The organism is Gordonia sp. HS-NH1 (genome assembly GCF_001418765.1).
Lineage (GTDB): Bacteria > Actinomycetota > Actinomycetes > Mycobacteriales > Mycobacteriaceae > Gordonia.
Genome location: NZ_LIYC01000016.1, coordinates 89821 through 103080 on the forward strand (window position 1 = coordinate 89821; position 13260 = coordinate 103080).

Below are 13260 nucleotides of genomic sequence, written 5' to 3' on the forward strand. Positions count from 1 at the left end.
CAGGCCCGACCTCGCAGACCTATCCTCGTCGGTATGCCGCACCCGATCATGTTCGACGACGCGGACCCCTACCTGGTCCGCGTACGGACGATCGCGCTCGCGCTGCCCGACGCGACCGAGGTCGTCGCGCACGGCCGCCCGACCTTCCGCTGCGGCAAGATGTTCGGCAACTACGGCGGCGGGGTCAAGGGCAGCAAGATCCGTCACGACCAATCGATCCTGGTCCTCGCCGACGACTCCGAACGGCCCGCCCTGCTGGACGATCCGCGATTCTTCCTGCCCGCCTACCTCGGCCCCGCCGGCTGGGTGGGCCTGATCCTCGACGACGACACCGACTGGGACGAGGTCGCCGAACTCCTCGACACGAGCTACCGCCAGATCGCACCGAAGCGGTCGCTGGCGAAGCTGGACCCTTCGTGACGCCCCTCCGCAAGCTCCGGGGCTCCTCAGGGGGCGGGGGTGTGACGCCGCTCTGCTCCCTGAGGAGCGAGCGTGCGGGTGTGTCTGCTGCTCCCTGAGGGGCGAGCGTGCGGGTGTGTCTCCTGCTCCCTGAGGAGCGAGCGTGCGGGTGTGTCTCCTGCTCCCTGAGGAGCGAGCGTGCGAGCGTCACGAAGGGTCAAGACCTGCAAGACCTGTCCTAACGCTCCGATACCCTCGGAACGTGGCAGAAACAACGGAGTCGGGTCAGCCGGTCACCGAGCAGTCGGGACCCGAGAGCGATCTGCGCGAGGAGTGGACCGCCCTCGCCGAGGAGATCCGCGAGCACCAGTTCCGCTACTACGTCAAGGACGCGCCGATCATCACCGACGGCGAGTTCGATCTGCTCCTGCGGCGTCTGCAGTCACTCGAGGACGCGCACCCGGAACTCGCGACCGCCGACTCACCCACCAAGCTCGTCGGTGGCGGCTTCTCGACGGCGTTCTCCCCGGTCGACCACCTCGAGCGAATGATGTCGCTGGACAACGTCTTCGACCACGACGAGATGCGCACCTGGGTCGACCGGGTGTTCGCCGACGCCGGGGCCAGGGCCGACTTCCTGTGTGAACTCAAGATCGACGGGGTGGCCCTCGCGCTGGTCTACCGCAACGGAGTCCTCGAGCGGGGTGTCACCCGTGGCGACGGCCGGACCGGCGAGGACGTGTCCCTCAACGCGCGCACCATCGACGACATCCCGATGCGCCTGACCGAGTCCGCGGAGTACCCGATCCCCGACGTCCTCGAGGTGCGTGGCGAGGTCTTCTTCCGCGTGGAGGACTTCGAGGCGCTGAACGCCTCGCTCGTGGCGGAGGGCAAGGCGCCCTTCGCGAATCCGCGCAACTCGGCCGCCGGATCGCTACGCCAGAAGAACCCGCAGATCACGGCCCGTCGCAGGCTGCGGATGATCTGCCACGGCATCGGGCACACGGAGGGCTGGCGCCCGGCATCCCTGCACGACGCCTACCTGGCGCTCGGCGCCTGGGGTCTGCCGGTGTCGACCCACACCACCAAGGTGTCCGGCGCCGAGGAGATCATCGACAAGATCACCTACTGGGGCGAGCACCGCCACGACGTCGAGCACGAGATCGACGGCATCGTGGTCAAGGTCGACGACTTCGGGGTGCAGCGACGCCTCGGTTCCACCTCGCGGGCGCCGCGGTGGGCGATCGCCTACAAGTACCCGCCCGAGGAAGCCACCACCAAGCTCTCCGACATTCAGGTCAACGTCGGGCGCACCGGCCGCGTCACCCCTTTCGCGGTCCTCGAACCCGTGCTCGTCGCCGGATCCACGGTCTCGCGTGCGACCCTGCACAACGGTTCGGAGGTCAAGCGCAAGGGCGTGCTGATCGGCGACACCGTCACCATCCGCAAGGCGGGCGACGTGATCCCCGAGGTCCTCGGGCCCGTCGTCGATCTACGCGGCGGCACCGAGGTCGAGTTCGAGATGCCGGAGCTGTGTCCGGCATGCCAGACGCCGCTGCGACCGGAGAAGGAGAGCGACGCCGACCTCCGCTGCCCGAACCAGGAGAGCTGCCCGGCTCAGCTGCGCGAGCGGCTCTTCCATCTCGCCGGCCGGGGCTCCTTCGACATCGAGGCGCTCGGTTACGAAGCCGCGTCGGCCCTGCTGTCGGCGGGTGTGCTCACCAACGAGGGTGATCTCTTCTCGCTGACCGCCGACGATCTGGTCCGCACCGACCTGTTCACCACCAAGGCGGGGGCGCTCTCGGCGAATGGCAAGAGGCTGCTGGCGAACCTCGACAAGGCCAAGGACGTGGCGTTGTGGCGCGTGCTGGTCGGGCTGTCGATCCGCCATGTCGGGCCCACCGCGGCCCGGGCCCTGGCCACCGAGTTCGGTTCGCTCGAGGCGATCGAGGCCGCCGACATCGACCAGCTCGCCGGCGTCGAAGGGCTGGGGATGACCCTCGCGCAGTCCATACACGACTGGTTCACCGTCGACTGGCATCGGGACATCGTCGAGAAATGGCGCGCCGCAGGCGTTTCCATGGAAGACGAGCGGGACGAGTCGATCCCGCGGACCCTCGAGGGCAAGACGATCGTCGTGACCGGATCGCTGGTGGACTTCTCGCGCGACGGCGCCAAGGAGGCAATCCTGCAGCGCGGTGGCAAGGCGTCGGGTTCGGTGTCGAAGAAGACCGACTACGTGGTGGTGGGGGAGTCGCCGGGCACCAAGGCCGACAAGGCCGAACAGCTCGGCGTGCCGGTGCTGGACGAGGACGCGTTCAAGAAATTGCTGGAGACCGGCAGCCCGGAGTGACCGATCAGGCCAGTGCGGCCTCGAACGCGCGGTAGGCGCGCTGGTCGAAGAGGACGAACCGGACCTCCTCGATCGAGGTGTCCGGCACCGCGGCACGGACCGTGTCGACCGCCTTGCGGGCGCCGTCCTCCATCGGCCAGCCGTAGACGCCGGTCGAGATCGCCGGGAAGGCGATCGTGGTGGCCCCGAGTTCGGTTGCGACACGGAGTGATTCGCGGTAACAGGAGACGAGGAGGGCGGAGCGGTCCTCGTCGTAGGAGTGGACCGGTCCGACAGTGTGGATGACCCAGCGCGCAGGCAGGTCTCCCGCGGTGGTGGCCACCGCCTCGCCGACCGGCAGTCCGCGGCGGTAGGAGCCCGCGCGTAGCTCCTTGCACTCCGCGAGGATCGCCGGGCCGCCGCGCCGGTGGATCGCGCCGTCGACCCCGCCGCCACCGAGCAGGGTGGAATTGGCGGCATTGACGATCGCGTCGACGGACTGCGTCGTGATGTCGCCCTGTACCAGCGTGATGGACGTCATATGTCCATGATGCCCGACGACCGTCGGGACTAACTCTCGGCGCGTAGGACGGTGCTGACGATCCCGGCGAGGTAACCGAGCCGGGCGACCTCCGACGGCCGGAAGTCCGGCCCGCCGATGCGTCCGAGCAGGATCGCCTTCGACTCCGAACCCAGCGGCGCCGCGGCAAGGCGGGTGTCCATCTCCTGCCACGCACCCGGAACCCAGTCACCCTCGGCGTCGAGCTCGGTCGCTCTCTCCAGAGGAAGCCAGTCGGCCCTGGTCAACGGGGTCTCCGGGGCTCCAGATGAGCCGAAGAGTTGCAGCACGCCGCCGCTGGCGGGGGTGATCACCATCGCCCACGAGACGCGCAGCACCCGAGGTGCGTTGTCCACGAGGACCTGTAGCCGGTCACGACCGGCGGTGGCCACCCGGTCGACCAGCTCGAGTTCGCGGTGGGTGTCCAGGACACCGGAGTAGGGCCGGATCGAGTCGACGCGGACACCGTTGACCTTCTCCGCCGCGGTGATCAGGCTGTCGGGAAGCGAACCGGGCGCCACCTCGACGACGAGATCGTCCACGGCGTAGCCGTTGCCGCGCTCGACGACCTCGAGTGACAGGATGTCTGCACCGACCGAGCCGAGCTGCACGGCGAGCACGCCGAGGCTGCCCGGCCGGTCTTCGAGGTAGACCCGCAACAGGTAGGACACGTGCGACATTCTCGCACCCGCGTGCGTGCCGCGCGCAGCGCCCGCGGCGCAACCGGTGGCTGGGGTGAGTCCCTCTCGTGGGTTCCCATAGTCTGGAGACGTTGTGCGAGCCGTGTCGACGACGCGATGAGGCGAGCACAGATGACGACAGATGAACGAACAGTGATGTGAGGAAGGACGCTGCAGTGGCTGGCGAACCGAAGTCCATATCGCGGGATGAGGTCGCGCATCTGGCGCGATTGTCACGACTGGCCCTGAGCGAGGACGAACTCGATGTCTACGCCGAGCAGCTGGACTCGATCCTGACTCACGTCGCGTCGGTGTCGGAGGTGGCAGCCGACGACGTGCCCGGTACCGCTCACCCGGCCGAACTCGCGAATGTGCTGCGTCCGGATGTCGTGGTCCCCGGGCTGACGACCGACGCCGCCCTGTCCGGTGCACCGGCGGTGGAGCAGGACCGTTTCGCCGTCCCGCAGATCCTGGGAGAAGAACAGTGAGTCCCGAGTCCAGTGCCGCAACCCCGCGTCCCGCTGGTGATCTGACCGGGTTGTCCGCCGCCGAACTCGCCACCAAGATCGGCGCGCGCGAGGTCAGCTCGGTGGAGGTCACCCAGGCCCATCTCGACCGCATCGCCGAGATCGACGACCAGCTCGGCGCGTTCCTGCATGTGAGCGGTGCCGAAGCTCTGGTCGCCGCCAAGGCGGCCGACGATGCGATCGCCGCCGGCGAGACCCCATCGGCGCTCGCGGGTGTGCCCATCGCACTCAAGGACGTCTTCACCACCACCGACGCGCCGACGACCTGCGGCTCCAAGATCCTCGAGGGATGGGTTCCGCCCTACGACGCGGCGGTCACCGAACGTCTTCGCGCCGCGGGCATCCCGATCCTGGGCAAGACCAACATGGACGAGTTCGCCATGGGCAGCTCGACCGAGAACTCGGCGTACCAGTTGACCCGGAACCCGTGGGATCTCACCAAGATCCCGGGCGGCTCGGGTGGCGGTAGCGCGGCGGCACTGGCGTCGTACGAGGCCCCGCTGGCGATCGGCACCGACACCGGCGGCTCCATCCGCCAGCCGGCCGCGGTCACCGCGACCGTCGGCGTCAAGCCGACCTACGGCACCGTCTCGCGCTACGGCCTCGTCGCCTGCGCGTCGTCACTCGACCAGGGCGGCCCGTGTGGCCGCACGGTTCTCGACACCGCGATGCTGCACGAGGTCATCGCCGGGCACGACCCGCGCGACTCGACGTCGATCAACGTCCCGGTACCCGACGTCGTCGCGGCCGCCCGCGAGGGCGCCGAGCAGGACCTCAAGGGCGTGAAGATCGGTGTCGTCACCGAACTGCAGGGCGAGGGTTACCAGTCGGGCGTACTCGACTCCTTCCACCAGGCCGTGAAGTTGCTCACCGAGCGTGGCGCCGAGGTCATCGAGGTGAGCTGCCCGCACTTCACCTACGCGCTCGGCGCGTACTACCTGATCCTCCCGTCGGAGGTGTCGTCGAACCTCGCACGGTTCGACGCGATGCGCTACGGGTTGCGTGTCGGCGACGACGGTTCGCATTCCGCCGACGAGGTCATGGCGCTGTCCCGCGAAGCCGGCTTCGGCCCAGAGGTCAAGCGCCGCATCATGATCGGCACCTACGCCTTGTCGTCGGGTTACTACGACGCGTACTACGGTCAGGCGCAGAAGGTCCGCACCCTGATATCGCGCGACTTCGCCACGGCTTTCGAGAAGGTGGACGTGCTGATCTCGCCGACCACGCCGACCACCGCGTTCCCGATCGGGGAGAAGGTCGACGATCCGCTCGCGATGTACCTGTTCGATCTGTGCACGCTGCCGGTGAACCTCGCCGGCATCGGCTCGATGTCGGTGCCCTCGGGCCTGTCGGTCGATGACGGGATGCCCGTCGGTCTGCAGATCATGGCTCCCGCCCTTGCCGACGACCGCCTGTACCGGGTCGGCGCCTCCTACGAAGCGGCTCGCGGCCCGATCGTCTGACCGGCACTGCACGGCTCATCGGTGTGCCGGCCGGCGGACCGTCAGCCGCGCAACGGATGTGGCGGCCCGGCCTGTTCCGTCCCGTATCGGTGGCCGACGCCGGCCGCCCCGTCGAGCGCGCCGAGCAGGTCGATGCTCGTCTGCACGAAGCTGACCACGGGTAGCCACGGTGCGTCGGGAACCCGCGGACCACGGATGTGGGTGTCGCCGGTCGCCCGGTGCGGTCGCCACAGTTCGGCGAACGACCAGCGCACGACCGGATCGCTGGAATTGGCGAGGACCGCTCTCGGGGTACGGGACACCGCGGCGACGGTGCCCGCCGGCGGCGCGACCAGCACGGTCTCGTCGAGCAGCGCGGGATGCTCGTTCTCCAGCCACACCCGGGCGGCGTCGGCACCCACGGCGCCGAGACTCTGCCCGTAGAGAACCACTCGCGGACGTTCGTGCTCGGGCACACGATCGAGAACGGTCGCCAGCGCCGACACCACGGCGATCGCCGATTCCGCGGCCCTGGTCCGGTCGGACAGGAAGGCCTGCCAGGACGGCACCTGGGCGTACGGGAGGGTGAGAACCCGGACATCGCCGGCGAAACGGCTGGCGTAACCGTCGACGGCTGCGGAATCGACCCACCCCGATCCGGTCGGCACCGCGACCACGACCGCGCGCGCCGAAGGTCCGTCCGACACCGCCCACGTCCGCGTCAGTTCCGCTGCGGCATCGTCGAATCGGCCGTCCCTGAGCTCGCCGCGCAGCACGATGCGCGAATCCTGCTGCGCCGACGACGAGACCGGCAACGGCTGCCCGTCGGCCCCGGCGTCGGCGGGCGCCAGCAGTCCGGCCGTGAGTGCGAGGCCACCGGCGGCGGCCATCGCGGTGATCCGCGGGACGGCCACGATCGCCGCCACGATCAGCGCGGACGGCAACGTCGCCGCAGCGCACCACCCGAGGCCCGCGGGTACGGCGTCGACCGCCGACCGGATGAGGTTCTGCCACCAGAGCGCCACGCCGACCGCGCATCCGAGGATCACCACGCACGAGCCGAAGACGACGCGCCGGGCCTGTTCCTCCGGCTGCCGACGGGTACGCCGCGCGAGAATCATGCCGGTGCACGCTCCCAGAGCGCTGAGCAGAACGGTCAGGATCGCCGTCGTCGTCGCGTCGCGTGGCAGTGTGCCCGGGTAGAGCGCGACGAGGTGGCCGAGCGTGGCGGCGACACTGACGGCCGGGTGCGGCCACGATCGGAAAGTGCTGTCGCGCAACCACCGCGCGTCCCGGTGCGACGTCATCGCCGCACCTCGTACTCGTCGGGGTCGACCAGGGCGCGCTCGATGGTCGTGCCGACCAGCGCGGGCAGCGACTCACCCCGGGCCGGGGGACCGCCGTACTGACGCCAGGTGTTCCACGCCAGCCCGATGCGGGCCCCGTGCGCGGCGATCGTGCAGGCGGGCGAGCCGCAGGAGGCGTACATCCGGTCGATCAGCATGCGGTCCAGCGCGATCCGGGCCCACGCGCCGAGCGGTGCACCGTCTCGCTCGGCCGCCCGCAGCAGGTCGTAGCCGAGATCATGGGTGCGACACAGGGATGTGAACTGCGCCGGCAGGGGGACCGGTGACGAGCAGTCCCCGTCCGGGTCGACCGGGTATCCGTCGACGATTCGGGGCGAGTACCCCTGCGCCACGACGAAGGTCGGAGGAAGGAGCGTCACCGCGGTGGCCGGGTGCGGTCCCACGAGGGCGACGACCGCGGCCGCGTAGGGGTTGTGCGCATCGTCCGATGGCGCCGCCACCGACGTGCTCGTCGCTCCGAGAAGCGGACCCGCCACGGCGTGCGCGGTCGAGACCCACTGCCCGGCGAGGAGCGCGGTGAGGGTGAGCATCGCGGCCCACCAGTGCGAGCGCCGCCGGCGGTCCGGTGCGAAGGAATCGAGGGAACCGTGGAAGCCGTTGTCCAAAGGTGGTTTTCGGAAATCCTGTGATCCGGTCATGGTCATCGACGCTATGAGGTCGGACCCAACCGGCACATCGCTCCGCGGAGCCGTCCGAGGTCGTCCCCAGGCCGGTCCGCCGGCGCCGGACCCGTACGCCGGTATCGGGTAGTCTCCCTCGAAAGTATGAGGTCTTCGGGTCGTCGGCGGGCCTAGGGTGAGTGCATGTTCGGATACCGCAAGAAGCTCCGCGCGGTGGGGGCGTCCTCACTGGAATGGGTGTCGACCGCACCCGTGGCCCAGGACCCCGCGGTGCGGCACTACTTCTCGTCGCGCCTGAACTGGTTCTTCCTGTTCGTGGCGCTCGTCATGTACTCGGTCGCCTGGCCGACACTGCCCATCACCCACTCCATGCCGGTGTTCGTGCTTCCCGTGGTCGCCGCCTTCGCCGCCCTGCCGATCGCCCTCGCGTGGTCGGCCCCGCTGCTGGGATGGGCGATCTCGGTGGTCTCCGCGCAACTGATCGGCATCGTCGTCCCGGTTCGGGGTACGTGGGAGCTGACGATCCAGGTGACCCATCTCATCGAACTGCTGGTCCTCACGTTCATGGCCTTTCTCAAGTGCCCGCTGCGGTGGATTCCGGTGGTCTGGGTCTCGACCTCCATCGTCATCGCGTTCGCCGTGCAGCCGACCGCGCGCGTCGGGTGGGTCTTCGGGATCTCCGTGCTCGCGGTCGTGGTCGCGTTGTTGCGCGGCCTGATGGCCTCGCGCCGGCAGCTGGCGGTTCGCACCGAGCAGACCGAGGCCGCCGAAGCAGAGGCAGCCGTGCTCCAGGAGCGGGCGCGCATCGCCCGGGACCTGCACGACGTGGTCGCCCACCGGATGTCGATGGTGGTGGTGATGTCGCAGACCGCGAGATATCGCCTGCCTGATGTGAGTCCCTCGGCCGCAGCGGAATTCGAGGCGATCGCCGACGCGGCACGTACGTCCCTCGATGAGGTCCGGCAACTGCTCGGGGTCCTGCGCGTCGAGGGTACGGACGCCTCGCCGGCACCGAATCCGGGCCTGGGCGAACTCGATTCGCTGGTCGCCGAGACACGACGCGCCGGCGCCGAGGTCGCGCTCGTACTCGACGTCGACGCGGACGAGGTCGGTGAATCGGCTGCCCTGGTGATCTATCGAATCGTGCAGGAGTCGCTGGCCAACGCGACCCGACACGCCCCCGGCGGACGCGTGGACGTCGAGGTGTCGCGGACCGACGACGGCCTCGTCGACGTCGCCGTCGTCAACACTGCCGCGACCGCCGAGCCGCTGCAGATCGGTGGGAGTGGTGTGGGTATCCCCGGGATGATCGATCGTGCTCAGGCAGTGGGCGGTTCGCTCATCGCCTCGCCGACCCCGGCCGGGGGATTTGAGGTACGCGCCCGAATCCCGGCGTCGCCGCGACGTGAGGTCGTCGTTCCCGAGCCGATCGTGACCTCGTCGGGTTCCGGTGAGCCGCGGTCGCGACGACGGTAGCGTAACGGCGTGCCGATCACCGTAGTCATCGCAGATGACCAGGCCATGGTGCGTCAGGGCTTTTCGGCTCTGCTCGCCGCGCAGCCCGATCTCTCGGTCCTCGGCGACGCCGCCGACGGGGTCGAGGCCGTCGAGGTGTGTCGCCGCGTCCGTCCCGACGTCGTCCTGATGGATGTGCGCATGCCGCGCAAGGACGGTTTGTGGGCGGCCGAACAGATCCTCTCGTCGTCGTCGGAACCGCCCACGCGTGTGCTGATGCTCACGACCTTCGACATCGACGACTACGTGTACGAAGCCCTGCGGATCGGTGCCTCGGGCTTCCTGCTCAAGGACGCACCCGCCGACGAGCTGGTGCGGGCGGTGCGGGTGGTGGCCGCGGGCGAGGCGTTGCTGGCGCCGTCGATCACGCGGCGCCTGATCACCGAGGTCACCGCCAACCGTCGTCGACCGTCGCGGGACGACAAGCTCGACACCCTGACCCCGAGGGAACGCGAGGTCCTCGATCTGGTGGCGGACGGCAAGTCCAACGCAGAGATCGGTGCCGACCTGTTCGTCACCGAACAGACGGTCAAGACGCACGTGAGCAGCCTCCTGAACAAACTCCGACTCCGGGACCGAGCCCAGGCGGTCGTGTTCGCCTACGAGAACGGCATCAAGTGATTTCGCGGCCAGCGCCCGGCTCACCGGGGCACTAGATTGGGGATGTTCGTGCCGCGTGCTCGGCACCGGCCGTGTCCCCGGAGATGACGTCAAGGCTCCGGAGATGACGCAGGTTCGACGGATGACGACAGGGAGGGTGGTCTCACCAGATGGCCAAGAGGTTCGGCATTCTGACGTCCGGGGGAGACTGCCCCGGACTGAACGCGGTGATCCGCGGCGCAGTGCTCAAAGGTGAGACCGTGTACGGCCACGAGTTCGTCGGGTTCCGGGACGGCTGGGCCGGACTCGTCTACGGCGACATCGTCGAACTGAACCGGTCGACGGTACGCGGCCTGTCCAATCAGGGCGGCACCATCCTGGGCACGAGCCGGTTCGGTCCCTACTCCGAACCCGACGGCGGACCCGAGAACATCAAGAAGGTTCTGAAGAACCTCGAGATCGACGGCGTGATCGCGATCGGCGGCGAGGGCACCGCGGCGGCGTCGAAGAGACTGTTCGACGACGGCATCAACATCGTCGGGGTTCCCAAGACCATCGACAACGACATCGCCGCCACCGACTACACCTTCGGGTTCAACACGGCCGTGGAGATCGCCACCGAGGCCATCGACCGGCTTCGCACCACCGGCAATTCGCACAAGCGGTGCATGGTGCTCGAGGTGATGGGCCGCCACGCCGGCTGGATCGCCCTGCACTCCGGGATCGCGGGCGGCGCGCACGTGATCCTGATCCCCGAGAATCCGGAGAGCCTCGACCAGATCTGCGCCTGGGTCACCAGCGTCAAGTCGCGCGGCCGTTCACCGATGGTCGTCGTCGCCGAGGGCTTCACCCTCCCGGAGATGAAGGAGGCCCACTCCACCAAGGGCCTCGACGGCTTCAACCGCCCCCGGCTCGGCGGTGTGGCCGAGGTGCTCGCCCCGCTCATCGAGGAGCGGACCGGCATCGAGACCCGCGCCACCGTTCTCGGGCACATCCAGCGCGGCGGGGTGCCGTCGGCCTACGACCGGGTCCTGGCGACACGGATGGGGATGGCGACCGCCGACCTCGTCGCCGAGAAGGGCTGGGGGCAGATGGTCGCCCTGCACGGCACCGAGATCGCGCGGATCACCTTCGACGAGGCGCTCGGCGAACTCAAGACCGTGCCGCTGGATCAGTACAAGGAGATCCGGGTCATCTTCGGTTGAGCTCGGTGGCCGCGTCAGGCGACGGGCGCGGCCGTCGCGGCGGGCTCGCGCGGGATGATGATCCAGAGTGCCAGGTAGAGCAGCACCTGGGGTCCCGGCAGCAGCATCGACAGGATGAACAGGACGCGGACGAGCGTCGGGTCCCAGCCCCAGCGTTCGGCGATGCCGCCGCACACACCGCCCAGCCAGGAATTGGTGCGTGAACGCATCAGGCGTGGGCCGGTGTAGGCGGGTTGTGGGGTGGTCATCTCGTCCTCCTGGGTGGGCGTCCGTTGCGACGTTGTCCGTCGATGTCGTCGACGCTACGAGCGGGCGCACCTTTCCGGCATCGGTGATCACCCTGAACGTGCCCCTGGGATATCGCCGCATAAACTGACTGCCATGACTTCCGCAGCCGTCGACCTGTTGGACTACGACGACGTCCTCGCCGGTTTCGATCCGGTGATGGGCCTCGAGGTGCACGTCGAGCTGGGCACCGCGACCAAGATGTTCTGCGGGTGCCCCACCGAGTTCGGCGCCGACCCCAACACCCAGGTCTGCCCGGTGTGCATCGGCCTCCCCGGCTCGCTCCCGGTCGCCAACGCCAAGGCCATCGAGTCCGCGATCCGCATCGGCCTGGCACTCAACTGCGCCATCCGGCCGTCGAGTGTCTTCGCGCGGAAGAACTACTTCTACCCGGATCAGCCGAAGAACTACCAGATCTCGCAGTACGACGAGCCGATCGCCTACGACGGTTTCCTCGACGTCGTGCTCGGTGACGGCACCACATGGCGGGTGGAGATCGAGCGCGCCCACATGGAGGAGGACACCGGAAAGTCTCTGCACATCGGCGGGTCCACGGGCCGGATCCACGGGGCCAGTCACTCGCTGCTCGACTACAACCGCGCCGGCGTGCCGCTTGTCGAGATCGTCACGCGGCCCATCGAGGGCGCCGGGGAACGTGCACCGGAGGTCGCCAGGGCGTATGTGTCGGCGCTGCGTGATCTGCTCAAATCGCTGGACGTGTCGGACGTCCGCATGGACCAGGGGTCGATGCGCTGTGACGTCAACCTGTCGCTGAAGACGAAGGACGCCACCGAGTTCGGCACCCGCACCGAGACCAAGAACGTCAACTCGCTCAAGAGCGTCGAGGTGGCCGTCCGTCACGAGATGCGCCGCCAGGGCGCCATCCTGCGGGCCGGGGGTGAGATCGTCCAGGAGACGCGGCATTTCCACGAGACCGACGGCACCACCTCGGCCGGCCGTCGCAAGGAGACCGCGGAGGACTACCGCTACTTCCCGGAGCCGGATCTGCCGCCGGTGCAGCCGGACTCGGCGTGGATCGAGGAACTCCGAGCAACCCTGCCGGAACTGCCGTGGCTGCGTCGTGCCCGCATCCAGGAGGAGTGGGGAGTGTCCGACGAGGTGATGCGTGACCTCGTCAACGTCGGCGCGGTCGACCTCATCATCGCCACCGTCGACGCCGGGACATCACCCGAGGCCGCACGCGGATGGTGGGTGTCCTTCCTTGCGCAGCAAGCGAACTCGCGTGGAGTGGAACTCGCCGACCTGCCCATCACGCCCGGCCAGGTCGCCGAGATCATCGGGATGGTCGACGAGGGCAAGCTCACCACCAAGCTCGCGCAGCAGGTCGCGACCGCCGTCCTCGACGGTGCGGGTGAACCCGCACAGATCGTCGCCGACCGCGGTCTCGAGGTGGTTCGCGACGACTCCGCTCTCCAGAAGGCCGTCGACGACGCCCTCGCCGCGAACCCCGACATCGCCGAGAAGATCCGCGGCGGAAAAGTCCAGGCCGCCGGCAAGATCGTCGGCGATGTCATGAAAGCGACTCGCGGACAGGCAGACCCGGCTCGCGTGAAAGAACTGGTCATCGCGGCCTGTTCCTGACGGCTGACCGCAGAACTCCCGCTCCCTGAGGAGCGAGCTTGCGAGCGTCACCCCGCTCCCTGATCCGAATGAGCTACAGGTCCTTTGCTCCCTGATTCGAGTGAGCTGCAGGTCCTTTGCTCCCTGA

The 13260-nt window shown here is 68.8% G+C and carries 13 protein-coding genes; 8 read left to right on the plus strand and 5 right to left on the minus strand.

The features are described 5' to 3' along the window. The first annotated feature begins 33 nt into the window (after window positions 1–33). Both AMD30_RS13180 and ligA read left to right on the plus strand, forming a co-directional pair. Window positions 34–420: an MmcQ/YjbR family DNA-binding protein gene (locus AMD30_RS13180; protein ID WP_010841345.1), complete on the plus strand. Its 387-nt coding sequence runs from the start codon at window positions 34–36 to the stop codon at window positions 418–420. A gap of 241 nt (window positions 421–661) precedes the next feature. Continuing rightward, a complete protein-coding gene (ligA, locus tag AMD30_RS13185; protein WP_055475932.1) occupies window positions 662–2752 on the plus strand; it encodes an NAD-dependent DNA ligase LigA in 2091 nt (696 codons plus the stop codon). A gap of 4 nt (window positions 2753–2756) precedes the next feature. Here the strand turns inward: ligA and AMD30_RS13190 are convergent, their stop codons facing one another. Together AMD30_RS13190 and AMD30_RS13195 are read right to left on the minus strand one after the other, a co-directional pair. After that, entirely contained in the window at window positions 2757–3272 is a 516-nt protein-coding gene (locus AMD30_RS13190) for an O-acetyl-ADP-ribose deacetylase (RefSeq protein ID WP_055475933.1), read from the minus strand. Window positions 3273–3301: 29 nt separating this feature from the next. After that, window positions 3302–3970, minus strand: coding sequence for an amino acid-binding protein (locus AMD30_RS13195; protein ID WP_035717011.1), 669 nt, complete (start codon window positions 3968–3970; stop codon window positions 3302–3304). Window positions 3971–4146: 176 nt separating this feature from the next. Between AMD30_RS13195 and gatC the strand changes: the two genes are divergently transcribed. Both gatC and gatA read left to right on the plus strand, forming a co-directional pair. After that, entirely contained in the window at window positions 4147–4458 is a 312-nt protein-coding gene (gene gatC / locus AMD30_RS13200; protein WP_010841341.1) for an Asp-tRNA(Asn)/Glu-tRNA(Gln) amidotransferase subunit GatC, read from the plus strand. After that, entirely contained in the window at window positions 4455–5960 is a 1506-nt protein-coding gene (gene gatA / locus AMD30_RS13205) for an Asp-tRNA(Asn)/Glu-tRNA(Gln) amidotransferase subunit GatA (protein ID WP_010841340.1), read from the plus strand. Before gatC ends, gatA begins: the two co-directional genes overlap by 4 nt. 41 nt (window positions 5961–6001) lie before the next feature. On the opposite strand, the gene AMD30_RS13210 is transcribed toward gatA, so the two are convergent. Continuing rightward, entirely contained in the window at window positions 6002–7246 is a 1245-nt protein-coding gene (locus AMD30_RS13210) for an alpha/beta-hydrolase family protein (protein WP_055475934.1), read from the minus strand. Next, the gene (locus AMD30_RS13215; RefSeq protein WP_231632715.1) at window positions 7243–7944 is read right to left on the minus strand and encodes a hypothetical protein; all 702 of its coding nucleotides are present in this window, start codon (window positions 7942–7944) and stop codon (window positions 7243–7245) included. The genes AMD30_RS13210 and AMD30_RS13215 overlap by 4 nt, the downstream gene beginning before the upstream one ends. A 165-nt stretch (window positions 7945–8109) precedes the next feature. Here AMD30_RS13215 and AMD30_RS13220 point away from each other — a divergent pair, with 165 nt between their 5' ends. From AMD30_RS13220 to AMD30_RS13230, 3 genes are all read left to right on the plus strand, one after another. Continuing rightward, the gene (locus AMD30_RS13220) at window positions 8110–9402 is read left to right on the plus strand and encodes a sensor histidine kinase (protein ID WP_055475936.1); all 1293 of its coding nucleotides are present in this window, start codon (window positions 8110–8112) and stop codon (window positions 9400–9402) included. Between the two features lie 9 nt (window positions 9403–9411). Then, complete coding sequence (locus AMD30_RS13225; protein WP_010841336.1) at window positions 9412–10062, plus strand: response regulator; 651 nt, start codon at window positions 9412–9414, stop codon at window positions 10060–10062. A gap of 149 nt (window positions 10063–10211) precedes the next feature. After that, window positions 10212–11246: a 6-phosphofructokinase gene (locus tag AMD30_RS13230; RefSeq protein ID WP_014927505.1), complete on the plus strand. Its 1035-nt coding sequence runs from the start codon at window positions 10212–10214 to the stop codon at window positions 11244–11246. Window positions 11247–11260: 14 nt separating this feature from the next. Here AMD30_RS13230 and AMD30_RS13235 read toward each other — a convergent pair whose 3' ends face one another. Continuing rightward, window positions 11261–11494, minus strand: a complete 234-nt coding sequence (locus AMD30_RS13235) for a PspC domain-containing protein (RefSeq protein WP_010841334.1) — start codon at window positions 11492–11494, stop codon at window positions 11261–11263. Between the two features lie 133 nt (window positions 11495–11627). On the opposite strand from AMD30_RS13235, the gene gatB reads away from it, so the two are divergent. Further along, window positions 11628–13133 carry an Asp-tRNA(Asn)/Glu-tRNA(Gln) amidotransferase subunit GatB gene (gatB, locus tag AMD30_RS13240; RefSeq protein WP_055475937.1) on the plus strand — a complete coding sequence of 502 codons (1506 nt, stop codon included), beginning with the start codon at window positions 11628–11630 and terminating at the stop codon, window positions 13131–13133. Window positions 13134–13260: the final 127 nt, after the last annotated feature.